Source organism: Rhodovulum euryhalinum, assembly GCF_004342445.1.
In the GTDB taxonomy this organism is placed as follows: domain Bacteria; phylum Pseudomonadota; class Alphaproteobacteria; order Rhodobacterales; family Rhodobacteraceae; genus Rhodovulum; species Rhodovulum euryhalinum.
In genome coordinates, this window is record NZ_SLWW01000011.1 from 70,460 (window position 1) to 92,021 (window position 21,562).

The 21,562-nt window shown below is 68.9% G+C and carries 18 protein-coding genes; 8 read left to right on the forward strand and 10 right to left on the reverse strand.

Translation table 11 applies throughout. The features are described from left to right. Window position 1: 1 nt before the first annotated feature. The 9 genes from EV655_RS13645 to EV655_RS13680 all read right to left on the reverse strand — a co-directional run bounded on the left by EV655_RS13645 (window position 2) and on the right by EV655_RS13680 (window position 10,012). Window positions 2–274, reverse strand: coding sequence for a hypothetical protein (locus tag EV655_RS13645; RefSeq protein ID WP_132545775.1), 273 nt, complete (start codon window positions 272–274; stop codon window positions 2–4). Window positions 275–284: 10 nt separating this feature from the next. Further along, complete coding sequence (locus tag EV655_RS13650; RefSeq protein WP_132545777.1) at window positions 285–962, reverse strand: hypothetical protein; 678 nt, start codon at window positions 960–962, stop codon at window positions 285–287. After that, window positions 959–1,249, reverse strand: coding sequence for a hypothetical protein (locus tag EV655_RS18730; RefSeq protein ID WP_165905358.1), 291 nt, complete (start codon window positions 1,247–1,249; stop codon window positions 959–961). The genes EV655_RS13650 and EV655_RS18730 overlap by 4 nt, the downstream gene beginning before the upstream one ends. After that, window positions 1,246–3,276 carry an AAA family ATPase gene (locus EV655_RS13655; protein WP_132545779.1) on the reverse strand — a complete coding sequence of 677 codons (2,031 nt, stop codon included), beginning with the start codon at window positions 3,274–3,276 and terminating at the stop codon, window positions 1,246–1,248. Before EV655_RS13655 ends, EV655_RS18730 begins: the two co-directional genes overlap by 4 nt. Further along, a complete protein-coding gene (locus EV655_RS13660) occupies window positions 3,273–4,406 on the reverse strand; it encodes a Pvc16 family protein (protein ID WP_132545781.1) in 1,134 nt (377 codons plus the stop codon). The genes EV655_RS13655 and EV655_RS13660 overlap by 4 nt, the downstream gene beginning before the upstream one ends. A gap of 932 nt (window positions 4,407–5,338) precedes the next feature. Beyond that, complete coding sequence (locus EV655_RS13665) at window positions 5,339–6,094, reverse strand: hypothetical protein (protein ID WP_132545783.1); 756 nt, start codon at window positions 6,092–6,094, stop codon at window positions 5,339–5,341. A 7-nt stretch (window positions 6,095–6,101) separates the two neighbouring features. Continuing rightward, entirely contained in the window at window positions 6,102–6,605 is a 504-nt protein-coding gene (locus EV655_RS13670; protein ID WP_132545785.1) for a phage tail protein, read from the reverse strand. Window positions 6,606–6,627: 22 nt separating this feature from the next. After that, window positions 6,628–8,541, reverse strand: coding sequence for a phage tail sheath C-terminal domain-containing protein (locus tag EV655_RS13675; RefSeq protein WP_132545787.1), 1,914 nt, complete (start codon window positions 8,539–8,541; stop codon window positions 6,628–6,630). Window positions 8,542–8,791: 250 nt separating this feature from the next. Further along, window positions 8,792–10,012, reverse strand: a complete 1,221-nt coding sequence (locus EV655_RS13680) for an acyl-CoA dehydrogenase (protein WP_132545788.1) — start codon at window positions 10,010–10,012, stop codon at window positions 8,792–8,794. Between the two features lie 141 nt (window positions 10,013–10,153). On the opposite strand from EV655_RS13680, the gene EV655_RS13685 reads away from it, so the two are divergent. The 4 genes from EV655_RS13685 to EV655_RS13700 all read left to right on the forward strand — a co-directional run bounded on the left by EV655_RS13685 (window position 10,154) and on the right by EV655_RS13700 (window position 14,558). Continuing rightward, the gene (locus tag EV655_RS13685; RefSeq protein WP_132545790.1) at window positions 10,154–11,044 is read left to right on the forward strand and encodes a LysR substrate-binding domain-containing protein; all 891 of its coding nucleotides are present in this window, start codon (window positions 10,154–10,156) and stop codon (window positions 11,042–11,044) included. 252 nt (window positions 11,045–11,296) lie between these two features. Continuing rightward, window positions 11,297–11,491 (forward strand): 4Fe-4S dicluster domain-containing protein, encoded by a 195-nt coding sequence (locus EV655_RS13690; protein WP_132545792.1) that lies wholly within the window; start codon window positions 11,297–11,299, stop codon window positions 11,489–11,491. 268 nt (window positions 11,492–11,759) lie between these two features. After that, the gene (locus EV655_RS13695; protein WP_132545794.1) at window positions 11,760–13,358 is read left to right on the forward strand and encodes a benzoate-CoA ligase family protein; all 1,599 of its coding nucleotides are present in this window, start codon (window positions 11,760–11,762) and stop codon (window positions 13,356–13,358) included. A 3-nt stretch (window positions 13,359–13,361) separates the two neighbouring features. Continuing rightward, a complete protein-coding gene (locus EV655_RS13700; RefSeq protein ID WP_132545796.1) occupies window positions 13,362–14,558 on the forward strand; it encodes an acetyl-CoA C-acyltransferase in 1,197 nt (398 codons plus the stop codon). Window positions 14,559–14,564: 6 nt separating this feature from the next. On the opposite strand, the gene EV655_RS13705 is transcribed toward EV655_RS13700, so the two are convergent. Continuing rightward, complete coding sequence (locus tag EV655_RS13705) at window positions 14,565–17,219, reverse strand: bifunctional acetate--CoA ligase family protein/GNAT family N-acetyltransferase (RefSeq protein WP_132545798.1); 2,655 nt, start codon at window positions 17,217–17,219, stop codon at window positions 14,565–14,567. 168 nt (window positions 17,220–17,387) lie between these two features. On the opposite strand from EV655_RS13705, the gene had reads away from it, so the two are divergent. The 4 genes from had to bcrC are packed head-to-tail and all read left to right on the forward strand — an operon-like array spanning window position 17,388 to window position 21,560. Next, window positions 17,388–18,455, forward strand: a complete 1,068-nt coding sequence (had, locus tag EV655_RS13710; RefSeq protein ID WP_132545800.1) for a 6-hydroxycyclohex-1-ene-1-carbonyl-CoA dehydrogenase — start codon at window positions 17,388–17,390, stop codon at window positions 18,453–18,455. A gap of 32 nt (window positions 18,456–18,487) precedes the next feature. Then, window positions 18,488–19,627 carry a 6-oxocyclohex-1-ene-1-carbonyl-CoA hydratase gene (gene oah, locus EV655_RS13715; RefSeq protein ID WP_132545802.1) on the forward strand — a complete coding sequence of 380 codons (1,140 nt, stop codon included), beginning with the start codon at window positions 18,488–18,490 and terminating at the stop codon, window positions 19,625–19,627. Beyond that, the gene (locus EV655_RS13720) at window positions 19,624–20,394 is read left to right on the forward strand and encodes a cyclohexa-1,5-dienecarbonyl-CoA hydratase (protein ID WP_132545804.1); all 771 of its coding nucleotides are present in this window, start codon (window positions 19,624–19,626) and stop codon (window positions 20,392–20,394) included. The genes oah and EV655_RS13720 overlap by 4 nt, the downstream gene beginning before the upstream one ends. Further along, window positions 20,394–21,560, forward strand: a complete 1,167-nt coding sequence (gene bcrC, locus EV655_RS13725; protein ID WP_132545806.1) for a benzoyl-CoA reductase subunit C — start codon at window positions 20,394–20,396, stop codon at window positions 21,558–21,560. Before EV655_RS13720 ends, bcrC begins: the two co-directional genes overlap by 1 nt. Window positions 21,561–21,562: the final 2 nt, after the last annotated feature.

Sequence of the window (21,562 nt, forward strand, 5' to 3'; positions counted from 1 at the left end):
GCTATCGCTCCGGCACGGCGATGACCCGGCCCACGGGCACGAGCAGGTCGTTCGCCTCGAGTTCGGTATTGGCGTCCGCGATGTGCCAGAACCGGGCGCCGTCGCGGAAGCAGCGGTCGGCGATCACGTCGAGCTGGTCGGCGGCGGTGACGGTCAGCGGCTGGCCGGCGGTATCGGGCAGGCTGCGCAGCTTGACGGCGGTGACGTCGCGGCCCGCGGCATCCTTGACGGTGACGGTGGGTGTCTTGGCGTAGCGGCTGTCCTTGGTGAACATTGGGGCCTCGTCAGAACGGGATGATGTCGGGGGCGTCGGTGATCGCCTTGCCGAGGTTCAGCACGGCCTGCGCGTCCTTAAGCGTCTTCATGTATTCGTTGGCGCCCTGGCCGATGATGTCGTCGCTGTCGGGCGTGAAGGTCACCACCTGAAGGCCCAGCGCGACTTCGGCGCGGATCGGCACCAGCCCGCGGCTGAACAGCGTCTCGCGCACCGAGAACGAGGTGATCTCGACCGGCAGCACCCGGGTCAGCCCGGCCACGAAGATCAGCCGCGGCAGACGTTCGGGCGGGATCGCGCGCGTGGGCTGGCTGGCACCGCCGCCAAGGGCCGAGCCCACGGCATCGACGATGGCCCCCAGCAGCTCACCGGTGCTTTCGGGGAAGACCATCTTTTCCAGCGCGGCCAGTTGCGGGCCGACGCCGAAGAGTTCCGCGCTGCCGTCGCCCTTGTCGAGGTCGTCGGCGGCGTCGAACTTGAGGTTCAGGGTGAAGCTTTCGACCGGGGCGGAATGGGCGCGGTGGGTTTCAAGCTGGCGGGCGGGCACGTTGTCGTCGGGCTGGCGGCGCTGGATGCTGAACTGCCGGTCAAGCTCCTCGACGTTGTACTGGAACACGACGATGTTCGGGATCGGACCGAGGAAGGTTTCGCCGTACTGGATAAGTGCGCCCTTGGTGAGACGGGTCATTGCGGCGCCTCCGTGCTGGCCCGCGCGCGCGGACGTCCTTCGGACAGCGCCGCCGTCAGCCGCAGCGCGATGGCCTCGCGCAGCGCGGCCACGTCGCCGGGGTCGGAGACCTCCAGATCGGTCAGGTCGATCCGGAACACGTCAGCCGTAGGCAGCGCCGAGACCGGAAGCCGCGCCAGCCGTCGGCCCAGTTCCTGCCCAAGCCCGTCGAGTGCCGCTTCGGCCACCGGGCGGGCCACCCCGCGCAGCCGGATCGAGAGGCTTTCCAGATGCAGCCGGTAGGTCATGCGCGCAACTCCTCGATCTCGTGCCAGTAGCGGCCGAAGGCGTCGGCGCCGGACTTGCGACTGAGCTTGTCCAGTTCGCGGCGGGTGGCGATCAGGACGTCGGCCATTCTGACCGAAGGCGTCTCGCCCCGCGCCGCCGCCTGAAGCGCCGCGTTCATCGCGATCGAGCGGATGTGGCCGCCGGTGATCTGGAACTGCCGGGCGAGGAAGGCGGTATCGAGGTCCGAGGCGTCGATCGCGGCGGGAAAGACGCTCTGCCAGATCGCCAGACGTTCCTCCGCGCCCGGCACCGGGAACTCGATGACGTAGCGCAGCCGCCGGGTGAAGGCCTCGTCCAGGTCCTTGCGGCGGTTGGTGGCAAGCACCGAGACGCCGGTGAAGCTGTCCATGCGTTGCAGCAGGTACCCGGTCTCGACATTGGCGAAGCGGTCGTTGGCGTCCCTGACCTCGGTGCGCTTGCCGAACAGCGCGTCGGCCTCGTCGAAGAACAGGATGCAGCGCACTTTCTCGGCGGCGTCGAAAACGCGGGCGAGGTTCTTTTCGGTCTCGCCGATATACTTGTTCACCACCTGGCTGAGGTCGATCCGGAAAAGCGGGAGGCCGGTTTCGCGCGCGATCACCTCGGCGCCCATGGTCTTGCCGGTGCCGGGCACGCCCGCGAACAGAAGCGGGATGCCTCCTTCGCCCAGCCTGCGCGCGCCGTCCCAGTCGTGGCGCAGTCGCGGCGCGCCCGCGATGGCGGCGATGGCCTCGTCGAACTGGCGGGCGATGGCCGGGGGCAGCACGATGTCGGCGCGGCCGTAGCGCGGGACAAGCGGTTCTGCGAGACCGTGGAAATCGACGCTGCACTCGGCGCGGGTGGCGGTGGCGAGTTCCTCTGCGTCAAGCCCGTTTCCCGCGAGGGCCAGGACCAGGCGCGCGGTCTCGCCTGTTTCCAGCCGGAAATCGCGGGCGATCCGCGCGGCGTGCCGCGCCAGGTGCGGAAAGGCGGTCGCAAGGCGGGCGGCTCGGACGGCCTCGGATTGCGGCGGTATCGGTACGACCGGCCCCAGCAGCGCGGGTGGCAGTGCGGCCGCGTGATCGCGCGCAGTCAGATGCAGGAAGAGCCGCAGCCCCAGACCCTCTGCCGCCCCTAGCGCCTGCGCAAGCGCCTGTGCCGCGTCCCGGGTGGCAAGCGGGGCCTCGGTCACGAGATCGCCCTCAAGCACCCAGGCCAGAAGGACATGCCCGGACAAGGCCGCGGGGTCCGTGAGCGCGGAGGCGAAAACGGTGCGCTCGGCGGCAAGGCAGGCCGCAAGGCCCGGTGCATCCGCGGCGGCGGGCCCGGTGAGCACCACGATCTCGAGGCCATCGGGCGCCTGTGCGAACCGACGGGCGATCGCCGCGGATGCGCCGGTGCCGCGCGGCAGGGGCCTGAGGCCAAGCGCCTCGGGCGCGGGATCGGCGGCCAGCAGCCGGGCAAGCGCCGGGGCGGCGGCCATCGGCGCCGCAAGCGTCGGCGCGTCGATCAGGCCGAACCGGCGCAGCGGTCGCGCGGGGTCGGCCGCTGCGAGGATGTCGAGCGGCTCGTCCCAAAGCCGCTGCGCAAGCGCCAGCGACGGTGCGCTGCGGCCCGCATCGCCTTCCAGTAGCGCCACAACCGGGCCGAGTGCCCCGTCGATCATCGGCAAAAGGGCCAGCGCCAGAACGAAGCATTCGGCAGGCTCCAGCCCGGCGCGGTCGGCGAGGCGCGCGAACCGGCCCCCGGAGGCGGGCGCGCGGCCCAGCCGGTCGGACAGGAACCGTGCCGCGACATCGTGTGCGAAGAAGTCGGCGCGCGCCTCGCGGTGCCGCAACAGGTCAAGCGACATTTGCGCCGGATCGCGCTCGTCTTCGCCCGTGCGGCGGCTCCATGCCACTTCGCGCCGCAGCCTCAGCACCGCCTGCCCGGCCCACCAGGCAAGCCCCGGATCGGCGATGCGCAGCTCGGGGGTCAGCCGCTCCGGACCGAACGGGTCGTGAGACAGGGGGGCGGAGATGCGGCTCATGTCCAGTTCACCTCCGGTGCATCCGCGGCCTGCTCGCCATTCACGCGGATCAGGATGCGGTAGGGACCGGGTGGCAGCGCATCGACCTGGGGCACCGTGACGCTCAGTGCGGTCTGGGCAAGGCTGCCCGCCACCTCCACCAGAAGGCGCAGGTCGCCCGACCCGTAGAAGCCTGCGAAGATGCTGTCGCCGGGGCCGCCGAGGCGGCTGCCGTTCACGGTCAGGCTGCCGAAAAGCGTGCCGCCCGCGCCGGGGCTGAGCGCCCCCGCGGCCGCCCCGGTCACCACGGGGCGCAGGCGGCCCAGCACGGCGTTGGACGTTTGCCGCCGCCCGCCGGGCAGGAGGCGCACCAGCGTCACCGCGTGGCTGCCCGACGACAGCGTCGCCGGCACCGCGACACGAACGGCACGGTTCGTCACGTCCGCCGGGGGCACGGCAACGCAGGTCTCGCCGAAGCAGACCTCCACCTGGTCCGCCCGCAGATCGCCGCCCTCCAGCATGACGGTGGCGCCCGCCTCGAAGCTTTCGGGCACGATCCGGTCCAGCCGCGGCCCCATCGACGGCAGCACCAGCACGCCGGGCGTTGCGGGCGGGCCGACAGTCCGGATCAGCGGCGCGCCGCCCGTGCCCGAGACGGTCGTCAGCATGACCGGTCGCACCTCGAACGCCGCCGACAGGCGATAATGCTCGTCGGTGCCCTGCATGACCGAGGACAGCAACTCCACCTCGGACTGGTCGAAGCTGATCTTGATCGGCTCGGGATTGTCCAGCAGCGCAAGTTCCGAGGGGCGCTGCATTTCGATGGCCCTGAGCGCCAGCATCCCCTGGCCCAGAAGGTCGAGCGCATCCGAACTGTCGCTGTCGCGATTGGTGTCGACGGCTGTCATCAGGAACTTCAGGCACAGCCAGATCGGCACGTCCTGGCCCCGGTCGAGCGGCGTGTTGCGCATGTGCGCGTCGTGGCGGAAGGCGTAGAGGAAGAGGTTGAGCTTGGGGCCGGCATCGCCGAACAGCGCCGACTGTTCGGGGCGGCCGACATCGACGGTCGTGGCGTCGGTGCGTGCGGCAAGCTGGATGGCAAGCCGGCGCGTCACTTCCCCGATGGCGTTGCGGGTGGCGGTCAGAGGCATCGCTCACGGCCTCCGCAGGTAGTTGCGCGCAAAGCCGCGGGTGCCGCTCCAGACCCCGGTCACGGCAGGTTTTGCCTGTGCCGTCCGGGGCCTTGGCGCCGCAGGGGGCGGCGGCGCAGGCGGTTCCATCGTCAGGATCACCGCGCCGATGGTGACCTCGACATCCGGACGAGGCCGCGGACCGGCAGGGGGTGACGCCGCGGGCATCGGGACGACTGGTTGCGAATACGGCGCGGGCCGCAGCGCGACGCCGTCGGGCATGTTCGGTGCCGTTGCGCGCTGCTCTGCGGTGGCAGGGGCGGCGGGCCGCGCCGTGGGCAAGGGGGGCTCCGCAGCCGGAGGCCTCGGCAGGGGGTCGGATCGCGTCGGCAGGGGCGCGGCCTGTTCGTCATCGTCCGCGCCTTTCGGGGGATTGGCGGTATTCCGGTTTGAAGGCTGTGCGGGATGGACGATGGTCCTGGCTGGCTCCGGGGCGATCGGCGGTTCTACCTCCGCCGCCGGTGACAAGGACGGGGGAGGAGCTGGCCCGACCGTGGCCGGGGGGTGCCGAGGGGGCGACTGGTCCGGCGGAGGGGGCTCCGGCCGGACGGGCGCCGTGAGGTCGAGATCGCGTCCCGGGGCCTCGGCGAACGAGGGCCGGGTTTCCGTTGCCGTGCCATCTGATCGCGGTCCGGACTGCGGGGATGCGCCGGGGCTTGGCGGGCCGGTCGCAGGTGCCACCGGCGGTGAAACGGTCGCCGATGTGGCCTGTGCCGGAACGGACGGCGCCGGGACGTCCGGTGCGGTGGATGCGCCGCCTGCCGCCTCGGTCGCGACGCCTGGCCCCGGGAGTGCCGCCGCGCCGGATGGCCTTGGCGGCGCGTACAGGGCGATGCCCCGCTTCGGCGGCGGTGGCGCCGGGCGGGCAAGGCTGACGAGGCGGCGGAAATAGCTCATGCCGCCCATGCCTCCCGTATTCGCGCGATGTAATGCCGGCGCCGCCCCGCCGGCAGCGCCATGATGTCGGGTTCGGTCCAGTTGTAGGCCAAGGCAAGAACGTGGATTTCATCCATCAGCCGCCCCGCCTCGCGCGCCAGTTCGGTGACAAGAAAGGTCTCCAGAACCAGCGGCTCGGCGATGTCGCCACCGCACCCGGGACAGGCACCGCTGAGCTCCAGATCGCCAAGCGGGTCGGCCTCTGCCAGCGCGGCCTCGGCCTCGGCCTCCCAGCCGCCCCGTTTGGGAGGGGGACCCTCGAAAAGGATGTGCGCCAGCCGCTCGGGCGCCGAGTCCCCGAGGTCCGCAAGGTCCACGGGGCACGGCAGCCGCAGCCGCCCCGCCTCGAACGGAACCGCCTTGACGCGCCAGTCTTGCCGGAACGCGGTCAGGTCGATCTCCAGGTCCAGCCTCTCGTCGCAGGCCGGATTGCTGCATTGCGTCGTGATCGAGCGGACCGGGCCGTTGGTGGCCACCGCCACGGCCAGCAGCCCCTGCCGCCGCTTCGCCAGGGTCCAGGCCGCGATCTCGGCCCCGGCGATGCCTTCGCCCTGGGGCGTGGACAGGCACAGTTGCAGGATCGCCCCGATGACGCTGCCCGTCGGCCGTTCGAAATCGACCATCAGATCCGCCATGCCCGTGCCGAACGGACGGGCGACGAGGCCTTCGGCCTCGGTTCTCTCGCCTGCCGGTGGCCACAGCACGAAGGTCATGGCCCGCTCACCCTTCCGTCGGTTCGGTGACCGACTCGTCACGTTCCCAACGCTCCACTTCCAGCGTGAGGGATTCCACCGCCACAGCGTTCTGCCCCGCGTCGAGATCGGGAAGGGCGGTATAGGACGAGGGCCAGCAGCGGAACAGGCGGTAGCTGATCGCCACCTGGCCTTGCAGGTTCAGCAGGTTCACGATCAGGTCGCGCTTGTATTCCCGAAGCTCGGCGTTGGACGACCCGTCATGGGGGTGCACCCGGGCGGCCCAGCGTTCGAATTCGGGGTCGTGCGTGATCCCGCGCTCCAGCGTCACCGCCTCGTACTTGGTGCGGCCGGGCGACTTGAAATCGTAGGTGTTCCCGCCGCCCGAACGATAGTTCACGACTTCAGTGGTCCGCTTCAGCGCGCCCATCTTCGAGACGCCCATCACCATGCGGCCGTCCAGCATGACCTGGAAGCGGAAGTTCTTGTACGGGTCGAAACGGTGAACGTTTACGGTGAATCCCTGTGGCATGTCAGACTCCTTGGCAGCGGGATCAGGTCTCGACCTGGCCGACGATCTGGCGGAACCGGATCACGACGAACTCGGCGGGCTTCAGCGGCGCAAAGCCGACCTCGATGTTGACGATGCCCTGATCGATATCGTTCTGGGTCGTGGTCTCGCGGTCGCACTTGACGTAATACGCCTCGCGCGGGGTGGCCCCCTGGAACGCCCCCTGCTGGAAGAGCCCGTTCATGAAGGCGCCGATATTCATGCGGATATTGGCCCAGGTCGGCTCGTCGTTGGGCTCGAACACGACCCACTGGGTACCGCGGAACAGACTTTCCTCCAGCATGAGCGCCAGCCTGCGGACCGGGATGTAGGCCCATTCCGAGGCGAGCGCGTCGGCGCCGACCATGGTGCGCGAGCCCCAGGCGATGGTGCCGTAGACCGGGAAGGTGCGCAGCGCGTTCACGCCGAGCGGGTTCAGCACGCCGTTCTGGCCGTCATTGACCTGCGCGTCGAGCTGGCTCACGCCGTCGAGGTTGGTCTCGATCCCGGCGGGGGCCTTCCAGACGCCGCGGGCCGTGTCCGTGCGCGCCCAGACGCCCGCCATGGTGCCGCTCGCGCCGACGTCGCGCAGGCGGAAGTCGTCGGTCGGGTCGGGGATCTGGACGCGGGGATAGAAGATCGCCGAGTTCGCCGATCGCAGCCCGGCCGCTTCGAGATCGGCAATCAGGTCGGTCATCTCGGTCAGCGTGTTGGTGCCGGACGGGATGTCCAGGACGCACATGGCCCGCCGCTGTTCGCAGTAGTTGATGGCGTTGGCATAGACGGCGTTGCGGTTGGTCTCGGTCAGGTCTGCCGCGGCGGGCAGGCACAGGATGTTGAACAGGTCGACATTGTCGAGGGCGAACATTCCAGTGGGCGGTTCCAGCGCGTTGGAACCGATGATCTCGGTGGGGCCGGGCAGGGCGCCATCGGCCCCAGCCTCGAGTTCGTATTGCTGGGCGCTGACAGTCTCGTTGCCCGCATTGAAGTCGAGCGCGGCCGCGGTGCTGGTGCCCGCGACGGTGATCGTCTCGTCGGGATCGTAGCCGGTGCCGCTGCGTCCGGTCAGAAGCCGCAGCCGGGTATTCTCAAGTGTCACGCGGGCGCCGGCGAAGGTCGGGTTGCCGGGATCGGCGGCGCGGATCGCCGCCTCGACGCGGCCGCGCAACTGGCTGAGCGTGGTCACGTCGCCCGCATCCCATGTCAGCGTGGCCGTCGCCGTCGCCGCGCCGACCACGAGATCCAGGGTCTGGTCGCCGCCAAGCCCGTTGAGCGCCGCCTGGCTGAGACTGAGCGGACCGCTGACGGTGCCATTCGCGGCCGGGCGCACCGTCCCGTCGGGGCTGCCGATGACCGCCACCTGCACAAGCTGCGACTCGTCGTTGACGATGGTCTCGACGAAGCGCGCGCTTGCCGCGTCCATCGAGAGGTTCAGGAAGGTCTCGGACAGAAGCCCCCGCGCGTTGCCCGCGGTCGAGGCAAAGCGGATCACGCGCATGTTGAAGCGCAGGTCGGTGGCGTTCGCGTCCACCACGTTGTGGTCGATCTCGACCCGCAGCGTGTCGCCCCAGACGCCCGGGTTCGCCGCGGTCACGGTAAGGATGTCGGTCGGCGTCGCGTCGGCGATGTCAATGGTCGAAGCCGCGAAGGCCCCCGAGGCAACGCGAACCACCCAGGCTTCGGGGCCGCCATTCAGGAAGAACTGCGGGATGGCAAAGCTTGCCTCGGACCGCGTGTCGTAGCCGCCGAAGACCCGCTGGAAATCGCCGGTGCCGAAGATGCGCACGGGCGTGTTCATCGGCCCTTCGCGGAAGAAGTCGACGAACGCGCCGACGCTGGTGGCGACTGACCGGATCACGCGCCGCCCGCTGGGAATTTCCTCGATGTAGACGCCCGGTGCGCCAAGTCTCTGTGGCATCTCTCTCACCTCCGTGGCCGATGTTCCGGGGGCCACCGGCGAGACGTCCGCACTGTGCCCGCGCAGGCTGCAGCAAGCCGCGTGCCAGGGTTCGGTGCGGAGATGCCGTTGAATATTCGTGAAAAACTGGGATCGAGTCGGTCGGTCTGGGACCATTTTGACCCGGTTCGGGTTCCCGGCGTCCCGGCTTGGCGCAGGCCGGCCGGACACCCGATCGGATGCGCGGCTGACCCCAGGCCAGCGGCGCGGATCAGAAGAAGGCCTGCACTCCGGTCTGGGCCCGGCCAAGGATCAGCGCATGCACGTCATGCGTGCCCTCGTAGGTGTTCACCGTCTCGAGGTTCTGCGCGTGGCGCATCACCGCATAGCCGATCTGGATGCCGTTGCCGCCATGCATGTCGCGGGCCATCCGCGCGATGTCCAGCGCCTTGCCGCAGTTGTTGCGCTTGATCAGGCTGATCATCTCGGGCGCGGCCCGGCCCTCGTCCATCAGACGCCCGACGCGCAGTGCGGCCTGAAGCCCCAGCGCGATCTCGGTCTGCATGTCGGCCAGCTTCTTCTGGTAAAGCTGCGTGCCGGCCAGCGGGCGGCCGAACTGCTTGCGGTCAAGCCCGTAGCCGCGCGCCCTGAGCCAGCAATCCTCGGCCGCACCCAGCACCCCCCAGGCGATTCCATAGCGGGCGCGGTTCAGACAGCCGAACGGCCCCTTCAGCCCCTCGACATCGGGCAACAGCGCCTCGTCGCTGACCTCGACGCCATCCATGACGATTTCGCCCGTGACCGAAGCGCGCAAGGACAGCTTGCCGTCGATCTTGGGGGCCGAGAGGCCCTTTTGCCCCTTGTCCAGCACGAAGCCGCGGATCGCACCGCCGTGGGCGTCGGATTTGGCCCAGACCACGAAGACGTCTGCGACGGGGCTGTTGGAAATCCACATCTTCGACCCGCGAAGGCGATAGCCGCCGTCGATCCGCTCGGCCCGTGTCTTCATCGCGCCCGGGTCGGACCCCGCCTCGGGTTCGGTAAGGCCAAAGCAGCCGATCCACTCGCCCGAGGCGAGTTTCGGCAGATATTTGCGCCGCTGCGCCTCGGAGCCATAGGCGTAGATCGGGTACATCACCAGCGACGATTGCACCGACATCATCGAGCGATAGCCCGAATCCACCCGCTCGATCTCGCGCGCGATCAGGCCATAGCTGACATAGCCCGCGCCGATCCCGCCGTAGTCCTCGGGGACGGTGACGCCCAACAGGCCAAGCGACCCCATTTCGGCAAAGATCGCCGGGTCGGTCCGTTCCTGTGTATAGGCATCGACGATGCGGGGGGCCAGCCGGTCCGCGGCGAAGGCCCGGGCGGTGTCGCGGATCATCCGCTCGTCCTCGTCCAGTTGCGCATCGACCAGCAGCGGGTCGTCCCAGCAGAACGATGCCATCTGCGGCGCGTCCTTGGGCTTGAGCGGCGATTTGTCCAGCATGCTGCGTCCTTCCTGTCGCGGGCCGTTCCGGCCAATGGCGGCGATCCTAGAGACGCCCCGGTCTGGCCGCCAACGAATAGATTTGCAAAGATTATGAGTTTGGCGCATGAACTCTGTTGGCGCCGCAGACCCGGGATCCCGATGCGCAAGACCTATCTTCCCACGGTGAACGAACTCGAGGCCTTCGTGGCCTGCGCCCGGCTGGGCACCACGACGATGGCCGCTCAGGCGTTGAACCTGACGCAGAGCGCGGTCTCGCGTTCGCTCTCCACGCTGGAGGCCCGGATGGGCGTCGCGCTGTTCGACCGGGTGCGGCAAAGGCTGGTGCTTTCGGCTGCGGGGCGGGCGTTCCTCGACCGGGCCGAGCGGTTGCTGCACGATCTCAACGAGGCGTCGGTGGGGGTCATGGCCTTTGGCGGCAGCAGCGAGGTGTTGCGCATGGCGGTGTTGCCCAGCTTTGCCCGAAGCTGGCTGATTCCGCGCCTTGCCGGGTTTGCCCGCACCGCGCCCGAGATCGGTCTGGACATCTCGGCCCGCCTGTCGCCGGTGGATTTCCAGGCCGAGGCCGTCGATCTGGCAATCATGCGCACCCAGCATGAACCACCGGGGACGCGGCGTGAGGATATCCTGGCCGAGGAATTGGTGATCGTCGCGGCCCCCCACCTGCTCGGCCAGCGCACGATTCTATCGGAAACGGAACTGCTCGACCTGCCGCTGCTGCAGCAATCCACCCGCCCGACGCTCTGGCTCGACTGGTTTCGCGACAGTGGAATCGACCCGCGTCAGGCGCTGCGGGGCGCCCGACTCGACCATTTCGACATGATCCTCGACGCAGTCGCGGCCGGCATGGGGGTCGGTCTCGTGCCCGAGATTGTCGCCCGCGGGGCGATGGAGCGGGGTCACGTCCGGCAGGCGACGGTGCGGCGCATGGTCACGGGCGAGCACTATGCCCTGATCCTGCCCGAACGCTCGCTCGAGAGCCCTGCGGCGCAGGCCTTCCGCGCGTGGCTGCTGCGGGAAATCGCCGGTTGAGGGCGCCCCCGCTGGCGGCCCGCCAAGCCCGCTGCGGCAGCACATTCCGGCGTGGTTATGCTTTCGGCGCATGACGCCGCCCTTGGCTTTGCGTGGCTAGTTCGTCGATACTGCCTCCGCCGCGCCGCCCCCGGGAAGGGCGCCGGCACCGGGTTTCGCCATGCCGGGGCCCGGAATTCCTTCAATGGGACCCCGGAAACGAGCGGCGGTTCGCGCCGGATCGGACGGGGTCGACAACCCCAGGAGACGACCATGGTTCTCAAGATCATAGCCTCGCAATGCACCGTCTGCGGGGCCTGCGAACTCGAATGTCCCAACGAGGCGATCAGTTTCACGAACGATATCTACGTCATCGACCCCGCGACCTGCACGGAATGCGAGGGGCTGTTCGACAGCCCGCAATGTGCCTCGGTCTGCCCGGTGCCCGATACCTGCGTGCCCGCCTGAAACACTGAAAACGACCTGGCCGCCTTCGCGTTCGGCGCACCGGGCGATGGATCGGGTCCATCCGCCAGCCATCCGGGACCCCTCGTGGCAGATTGGCGCTGGTCAAGGGGCCCCTGAAACGCTTGACACGGGGGCGGCCTGCCGCAAAATAGGTAAAGCGGTACCATAATGCATGCCAGCGGAACGAACCGGCGCGCTCCTCTCGGGGGCGAAGATGGACCGGGCGTCCCGGAAAGCGCAGCCAGCGAGGCCGCGAAAGGGAGGACGGATGAGCTTTCTGAACCTGGAGGATCGCGCGGCCGCCGCATGGCCCATAGCTCCTGATGGCGCATTGGCGTTTCCGCATGGTTTCAACGTGGCGCGCGTGTTCATCGACCGCCACCTGGCCGAGGGCCGGGCGGCAAAGATCGCCGTCCGGACCGCGCAGGGCGACACCAGCTATGCCGAGCTGGTGGCGGGCGTGAACCGGGCCGCCAATCTTCTGACCTGCCTTGGGATCGCGCAGGGCGAACGGCTGCTGATGATCGTCAAGGACTCGGTCGCGTTTCTTCAGCTGTTCTGGGGGGCGATCAAGGCGGGTGTCGTTCCGGTGCCGCTGAACACGATGCTGAGGGCCAAGGACTATGCCTTCATGATTGCCGACTCGGGCTGTGCGGCGCTGGTCTATTCGCCCGAGTTCGCCACCGAGGTCGAACCGGGGCTGGCAGGGGCCGCGCATCGACCCGGCGTCGTCATGCGGGCCGAGGGCGCGGAGGACGGTTTCGCCGCCCGTCTGACCGGGCAGTCCGACCGGTTCGAGGCGATACCGGCGTCGGCCGAGGACGATTGTTTCTGGCTCTATTCGTCGGGGTCCACCGGAAATCCCAAGGGCGCGGTCCATCGCCACCGCGACATGGTCGTGACCTCGGAATTCTACGGGGTGCGGACGCTTGGGGCCCGCGAGGATGACGTGTTCTTCTCGGCGGCAAAGCTGTTCTTCGCCTACGGTCTGGGCAACGGCATGACCTTTCCACTTTGGGTCGGGGGCACGTCGGTGCTTCTGGATGCGAGGCCGACGCCGCAAAGCACCTTTGCCATGGTCGAGCGGTTTCGGCCGACGCTCTATTTTGGTGTTCCGACGCTCTACGCGGCCCAGATCCACGCGCTGGACGAGGTGCGGCCGGATTTCTCGTCTGTGCGTCTTTGCGTTTCGGCGGGCGAAGCCCTGCCGGCAGAGACCTTGCGGCGCTGGAAGGATCGTACCGGTCTGGACATCCTTGATGGCATCGGCTCGACGGAACTGCTGCACATCTTCATCTCGAACCGCCCGGACGACATTCGCCCGGGCACCAGCGGCCGCATGGTCGAAGGCTATGATGGCGCGGTCTTCGACGACGAAGGCAATCGCCTGCCCCCGGGGGAATCGGGGCGGCTGATGATCCGCGGCCTGTCGGCGGCGCGGTGCTATTGGAACAACCCGGAAAGGACCGCCAGCACCATGCTGGGCGAGTGGCTGAACACCGGCGACACCTATATCTGCGACGCGGACGGATACTTCACGTATTGCGGCCGGTCCGACGACATGCTGAAGGTCGGCGGCATCTGGTGTTCGCCCTTCGAGATCGAGGCAGCGCTGATCGAGCACCCGGACGTGCTGGAGGCCGCGGTCGTCGGCAATCCCGACGCCGAGGGCCTGATCAAGCCCGAAGCCTATGTGGTGCTGGCAGATGGCGTTCGGGGAACCTCGTCACTGCAGCACACGCTTGCGCAGCACTGCAAGGCGCGGCTTGCGCCCTACAAGTTTCCGCGCCGGTTCCACTTCGTCGACGACCTGCCCAAAACCGCCACCGGAAAGATCCAGCGGTTCCGCCTGCGGACGCAGGTCTAGACCGTGCTCGATGGCTGCATCTACGCGGGGGCTCGCACGCCGTTCGGCCGGCATGGGGGGGTGCTGGCCGCGGTGCGGCCCGACGATCTGGCCGCAGGCGTGATCGCTGCCGCGCTGGCGCGAACGCCCTTTGCGGCCGAGACGGTCGAGGAGGTGATCCTCGGCTGTGCCTGCCAGTCGGGCGAGGATGCGCGCAATATCGCCCGCCACGCCGCGTTGCTGGCGGGACTGCCGGTCGAGGTGGCCGGGGTCACGGTCAACCGGCTGTGCGGGTCCGGCTTGTCGGCGGCGGTGGATGCGGCGCGGGCGGTCACGCTGGGCGAGGCGGACATCGTGGTGGCGGGCGGCGTCGAGTCGATGACCCGCGCGCCGTTCGTGATGGGCAAGTCGGCCTCGCCCTTTGCGCGCAGCATGGAGGTCTACGACTCCACCATCGGTGCGCGGTTTCCGAACCCGCGCTTCATGGCGGCGTGGGGCAACGACACGATGCCCGAGACCGCCGACAACATCGCCCGTGAGATGGCGATCACCCGGGACGAGTCCGACCGCATTGCTGCCGCCTCGCAGGACCGTGCGGCACGGGCGCAGGCGGCCGGAATCTTCGCCGAAGAGATCGCCCCGGTCGAGGTGACCGGGCGGCGCGGTGCCACGCGGGTGGACGAGGACGAACATCCCAGGCCCGAAACGACGCTGGACAGCCTCGCCGCGATGCGCCCGCTGACCGGGGGCGGCGTGGTGACGGCGGGCAATGCCTCGGGCATCAACGACGGGGCGGCGGCGCTGGTGATCGGTGCGCGCGCGCTGGGCGATCGGTCTGGGATCGCGCCCCTGGCCACGATCCGGGCCGCCGCCGTGGCGGGCGTGGCCCCGCGGGTGATGGGGCTGGGCCCTGCGCCCGCCTCGGCCAAGGCGCTGGCGCGGGCGGGCCTGACGCTCGCCGACATGGACCTGATCGAGGTCAACGAGGCCTTCGCGGTTCAGGTGCTCGGCGCCTGCCGGCTGATGGGGCTCGACCCGTGGGACACGCGGCTCAACCCGAATGGCGGGGCCATCGCGCTGGGCCATCCGCTGGGCGCGACCGGGGCACGGCTGCTGCTGACCGCGGCGCTGGAACTGAACCGGCGGGGCGGGCGCTATGCGCTGGTGACGATGTGCATCGGCGTGGGCCAGGGGATCGCGGCGGTCATCGAGCGGGGGTGAACCCGCTCAACCCAGGGCAAGGCGGCACTCCATGATCCCGTGTTCCGCTGCGGGGTGCACGTCGAATCCGCCGCGCCGGGCAAGCCGCAGCATCGGCTCGTTGTCGGTCAGAACCTGCGCGCCGATCTCAGCGGTGCCACGCGCGCGGTGATAACGCACGATCTTTTCCAGCAGGATCCGGCCAAGCCCCGTTCCCTTGAGATCGCTGCGCACCAGGATGGCGAGTTCCGCGCGAAGGTTGTCGGAATCGGTCGATGTGCGCACCACGCCCAGTGTCTCGGGCCGGCCGTCGGTGCCGGTCCGGGTGGCGATGAAGGCCATCTCGCGGTCGAAGTCGATCTGGGTCAGGCGGGCAAGCTGATGGTGGCGCAGCTTCTGCGTCGCGCCGAAAAACCGATAGCGCAGATCCTCGGGGCTCATCCGGCCGATCAGATCGGCATGGGCGGGCTCGTCCTCGGGGCGGATGGGCCTCAGCAGGACCGCGCTGCCGTCGTAGAGCGTCGCGGTCTCTTCCAGGCCCGCCGGATAGGGCAGGATCGAAAAGCGGCGCAGCGGGCTGTCGTCCACCGCCGCCACCCGGATGCGCGCGTCGACCGCGATTACCCCGTTCTCGTCGCAGAACAAGGGGTTGATGTCGCAGGCCACGATCTCGGGATTGTCCACCAGCATTGCCGAGAGCCGCACCAGCGCTTCGGCGATGGCGTCGCGGTCGGCGGCGGGCCGCAACCCGTGGGAGTCCAGCCGGGCCGAAAGGCGGGTGCGGGCGATCATCTGCCGGGCCAGCGCCATGTTCAGGGGCGGCAGTGTCACGATGTGGTCGCGCACCAGTTCCACCGCCCGGCCGCCTTCTCCAAACACCAGAACCGGGCCGAACAGCGGATCGCAGGCGATGCCCATCATCAGTTGTCGCGCGTTGGGGCGCAGCACCATCGGCTGGATCGCAAAACCCTCGATCCGGGCCTTTGGGGCGGTGCGGCCGACCCGGGTCAGGATGCCTTCGGCGGCCGAGCGCACCGCCTCGGGCGTCTCGATGTTCAGCGCGACGCCGCCCACGTCCCATTCCCGCGGCAGATCGGGCGAGGAGATGGTCAGCGCCACCGGAAAGCCGACGCGCGCGGCCGCCTCGGCGGCCTCTTCGACGGTGGCGGCAAGCGTGCTGCCGACCGTCGGGATGCCGTAGGCGGCGATCAGTGCGCGCGTGTCGGGGTCGCCCAGGGTGCCGCCTTGCCGGTCGAGACCCCGGGCGATGATCGCGCGCGCGGTCTTGCGCCCCTGCTGCACGTCGGCGGGATCCGCGGGCGGGGTCTCCAGCAGCATCGCCTGGTTGCGGCGGTACTGCACGAGGTGGCCAAAGCCGTGGATCGCCGCGCCGATCGAGTTAAAATTGGGCAGCCCCGCCTCGGCGAACAGCCGCAGCGCCGGATCGGCCGACTTTCCGCCCAGCCAGCAGGCGAGAAGCGGGCCGTCCATCCGCCTTTGGGCGTCGATCACGCGAAGCGCGACCTCGCGGGCGTCGACGATGGGGTTGGGCGAGTGGACAACCAGCACGCCATCGACCTCTCCCGCATCGAACAGCACCGCGAGCGCAGCTTCATAAAGCTCCGCGGGCGCTGTGACCCCCAGATCGACCGGGTTCTGCGGCACCCAGCCCGCGGGCATCAGCCGGGCGAGGCGTTCCAGCGTGTCCGGCGCAAGGTCGGTCGCCCGGCCAGCCGTGGTCGAGTTGATTTCGTCCAGGGCGATCTTGGCCGCGCCGCCCCCGTTCGACAGGATCGCCAGCCGCTCGCCCCTAATCTGCTTGGACCTTGCCAGCGTCTCGACCGCTCCGAACAATTCGTCCACGGTGTCCACCCTCAGCGCGCCGGCCCGGCCGACCGCGGCGGTGAAGGTCTCGTCGGGCGAGGCCAGCGCCTCGGCAAGAAACGGGCCGATGGCGCCGCTCGGGCGGTGGATGCGTCCGCCGCGGGTCAGAAGCACCGGCTTGTTGCGTGCGGCGGCCCGGGCGGCCGACATGAACTCGCGCCCGGCCACCATCTCGTCGATATGCAACAGGATCGCCTTGGTCTCGTCGTCGTTCGACAGGTGGTCGAGTACGTCGGAAAATCCGACGCCGACCGAATCGCCCAGCGACAGGACGCAGGAAAAGCCGATGTCGCGCGGCTCGGCCCAGTCGAGCACCGCAGCGCACAGTGCCGCGGATTGCGAGACGAAGGCGACGCGGCCGGGTTTCGCCGAGAGATGCGCAAAGCTCGCGTTCAGATGCGCGCGGGGTACCACCACGCCGAAGCTCGCCCCCCCGAGGATGCGTAGCCCGTGCGGTTTGGCCGCGGCCAGCATCGCGGCCGGGTCGGCGTCATCGGCGGCGACGATCGCGGCGCGGGTGCCCCGGCGTCCAAGCGCGTCGATCAGGGCGGGCACGGCGGTCCCTTGGGTGCAGATCACCGCCAGATCGGGGCAGAGCGGCAGCTCCTCGATGGTCGGATAGGCCAGAACCCCGGTGACCGACCGCCAGCGGGGGTGCACCGGCATGATCGGCCCTTCGAACCGCCCCGCCAGCAGGTTGCGCATGACGATGTTGCCCAGCGAAAGCGGCCGTTCCGAGGCGCCGATCACGGCCACCGAACTTGGCGCGAACAGGCCGGACAGGTTCAGGATCGACATCGTTCCTCCTTGTTCACCGGACCGGGATTGGCCGCGCCCGGACCCGTGGCGGGACTATGGCGCAGGATTGGGCGCTTGACAAACAGGTAAATAGGTACTACTATGCGTAAATACAGAGGGCCCATCGCCACCGCTGGCGCTTGGCCAATTACGCGAGGGGGAGGAGCCATGCTGAAAGCGCCATACCGGTGGACCATGACGGCTGCGGGGGATCCGTTGTCCCGCCAGCCGTTGCAGTTGGATGCGCCCGCCCCCGGCCAGGTGGTCGTCGAGATCGCCGGGTGCGGCGTCTGCCACACCGACCTCGGATATTACTATGACGGCGTGCGCACCAACCGTCCCCTGCCGCTGACGCTGGGCCATGAAATCTCGGGCCGCGTGGTCGAGGTAGGTGCGGGCGCCGACGTCTGGCTCGGCCGCGCGGTGATCGTGCCTGCGGTGATGCCCTGTGGCGAATGTGATGCCTGCAAACGCGGCAAGGGCACGATCTGCCCGAACCAGGCGATGCCCGGCAACGACATCGAGGGCGGCTTTGCCTCGCATATCGTTGTGCCGGCCCGCGGGCTTTGCCCCGTGGATGAGGAAAGGCTGGCCAAGGCGGGCCTGACGCTGGCCGATGTCTCGGTGGTGGCCGATGCGGTGACCACGCCCTATCAGGCGGTGGTTCAGGCCGGTGTCGAGCCCGGCAGCCTGTGCATCGTCATCGGCACTGGCGGGGTGGGCGGCTATTGCGTGCAGATCGCCGCGGCGTTTGGCGGAACCGTTGTCGCCATCGATGTGGACCCCGCCAAGCTGGAGGCGATCGCCCGCCACGGCGCCTCGGCCACGTTCAACGCCCGCGACCACGACGCCCGCGCGCTGAAAAAGGCGATCCTGGCCTTTGCGGCCGAGAAGGGCCTGCCGACGCGGGAATGGACCATCTTCGAATGCTCGGGTTCGGCGGCGGGGCAGACAACGGCGTGGAACCTGCTGGTCCATGGCGCGACGCTGGCCGTCGTGGGCTTTACCATGGACAAGCCCGACATCCGGCTGTCGAATCTGATGGCCTTCCACGCCCGAGCGCTGGGCAACTGGGGCTGCCCGCCCGAGCTTTACCCCGGCGCGCTGGATCTGGTGCTGGACGGCAGGATCGAGCTTGGCGCCTTTGTCGAGCAGCATCCGCTGGACGAGATCAACCAGGTCTTCGCCGCCGCCCATGACCACAAGCTGACGCGCCGCGCGATCCTCGTACCCTGAACCCCATTCCGACAGCCAGAGAGGAAGACAGCATGTCTGCCCATCCCGCCCCCGCCCTTTCCGAACCGGCCCGCGACCTGAAGGATCACAACATCGTTCCCGAAACGGTGGTTCCCGGCATCCTGTATGAAAAGCGCCCTGCCCGCACGCCGGACGGCGCCGTGGTGCCGGGTCTGTTCAACGCCTGGATCACGCTGGACAACCCGGCGCAGTTCAACTCGTACACGACAGAGATGGTGAAGGGCACGATCTTGGCCTTTCGCGCCGCCTCGAACGCACGCGACGTGGTGGCGGTGGTGTTCACCGGCGCGGGCGACAAGGCCTTCTGCACCGGCGGCAACACGAAGGAATACGCCGAGTACTACGCGGGCAACCCGCAGGAGTATCGGCAATACATGCGGCTTTTCAACGATATGGTGTCCGCCATCCTGGGCTGCGACAAGCCGGTGATCTGCCGGGTGAACGGCATGCGCATCGGCGGCGGGCAGGAAATCGGCATGGCCTGCGATTTCTCGGTGGCGCAGGATCTGGCGCGATTCGGGCAGGCGGGGCCCAAGCACGGCTCGGCCCCCATCGGCGGCGCGACCGACTTTCTGCCGGTGATGCTGGGCTGCGAGATGGCGATGGTCTCGGGCTCGCTGTGCGAACCGTGGTCGGCGCACAAGGCGTACCGTCTGGGCATGATCACCGACATCGTGCCCGCGCTGAAACTGGACGGGCGGTTCGTGCCGAACCCCACCGTGGTCACCGACCGCTGGCTGGACGAGTTCGGCAAGATCGTCCACGGCGAGCCGCGCACCGGCGAAGAGGCTGCCGCGGGCCGCGAGGCGCTGAAGCGCGGCACGGTGGACCTTTCGCTGCTGGATGCCAGGGTCGAGGAGTTGTGCGCGAAGATCCTGCTGACCTTCCCCGACTGCTTTACCAAGACCATCGAGGAACTGCGCAAGCCCAAGATCGAAGCCTGGAACGCCAACAAGGAAAACAGCCGGGCGTGGCTGGCGCTGAACATGATGACCGAGGCGCGGGCGGGTTTCCGTGCCTTCAACGAGGGCTCCAGGGACGACCGCGAGATCGACTTTGTCGGCTTGCGCCAGGCGCTGGCCGCGGGCACGCCCTGGACCGATGACCTGACCGAAAGCCTGATGCCGAAAGCGCGCGGGGCGGCGAAATGACCGCGAAGCCCCTGAAGGTCTGGCATGACCGGGACGGGCGCCTGCTGCGGCTGCGGCTGGCGCGCCCCAAGGCCAACATCGTCGATGCGCCGATGATTGCGGCCATCGACGCGGCGCTGGCCGAACACCTGGATGACCCGCGCCTGCTGGGCGTGCTGATCGACGCCGAGGGGCCGCATTTCAGTTTCGGCGCCAGCGTCGAGGAACACCTGCCCGGCCAGTACGAGGCGATGCTGAAGGGCTTTCACGCCCTCATCCTGCGGATCGTCGCCGCGCCGGTGCCTGTGCTGGTCGCGGTGCGCGGCCAGTGCCTGGGCGGCGGGATGGAGGTTGCCATTGCCGGAAACCTGATCTTCGCCGACCCCGACGCCCGCTTTGGCCAGCCGGAAATCGTGCTGGGGGTGTTCGCGCCGCCCGCCTCGGTCATCCTGCCCGAACGGATTGCGCGCTGCGCGGCCGAGGGGATGCTGTTCACTGGGCAATCCATCTCGGGCGCCGAGGCGCACCGGCTGGGCCTTGTCCATACCGTGACCGAGGACCCCGAGCGCGCCGCGCTGGACTGGTTCGACACCGGCATCGCCCCGCACAGCCCGTCGTCGCTGCGGCTGGCGGTGCGCGCGGCGCGGGGCGACTACGTTTGCCGTGTCCGCGACCGGCTGGCCCAGGCCGAAGACCTGTACCTGACCCACCTGATGCAGACCCCGGACGCCGTGGAGGGCCTGACCGCCTTTCTGGAAAAGCGCCCGGCCCAATGGGAGGCCCGCTGATGCCCGCCACCACCGCAGAGACCGTCGCCCGCTGCCAGACGCTGTTCGACGACCTGGATTTCACCGCCGCCCGCGCCTGGAAAGAGGCCGCACCGGGCCGCAAGGTGGTGGGCTTCCTGCCGGTCTATGCGCCGCTGGAACTGATCCACGCCGCGGGCTGCCTGCCCTTGGGCATCTTCGGCGGCGGCGACCGGATGGAGGTGATCCACGGCGACGCCTTCTATCAAAGCTATATCTGCCGCATCCCGCGGTCCACCGTCGAACTGGGCGTGACCGGGCGGCTGGATTTCGTGGACGGGATGATCTTTCCCTTCGTCTGCGACGTGATCCGCAACCTGTCAGGCATGTGGAAGATCATGTTCCCGCAGGTCTGGACCAAGTTCTTCGACACGCCGCAGAACTTCGACCCCGAGGTGGGCGGAGCCTATTACATCGAGGAACTGAAGGAACTGCGCGAGGGGCTGGAGCGGCTGACCGGCCGTCCGATCACTGACGCAGCCCTGCGCGCCTCGATCCTGCATTACAACGAGAACCGGCGGCTGGTCCGGGCAGTCTATGACTTCCGCGCCAACGCGCCGTGGAAGGCGCCGGCCTCGGAGGTCTATTTGCTGATGCGGGCCGGGCTGATGATGCCGGTCGAGGACCATAACGGCATGCTCGCCGACTACCTTGACGCCGCCGAGGCCGAGGATCGGCCGCGCCGGGACAACGTGCGGATCGCGATCTACGGCTCGTTCTGCGAACAGCCCCCCCTGAACCTGATCAAGTCGGTCGAGATGGCCGGCTGCTACGTGGTCGAGGACGATTACGCGCTGGTGAACCGCTTCCTGACCGAGGACGTGCCGGTCGATGGCGACCCGATCGAGGCGCTGGCCACGGCCTACCTGACGAAGTCGGTCGAGACCTCGTGCAAATACGTGCCCAGGGAAGAGGACAAGGGCCGGTTCCACATCGCCCAGATCCGCAAGGCGCGGGCCGAGGGGGTGATCTACGCAAGCCCGTCATTCTGCGATCCCGCGCTGCTGGATCGTCCGATGATCGCGCGGCGCCTGACCGAGGCGGGGATCCCCCACATCTCGTTCAAGTACGCCGAGAATTCCGGCCAGATGCAGCCCATCCGGGAACAGGCCGGCACCTTTGCCGATTCCATCAAGCTCTGGAGCTAGGC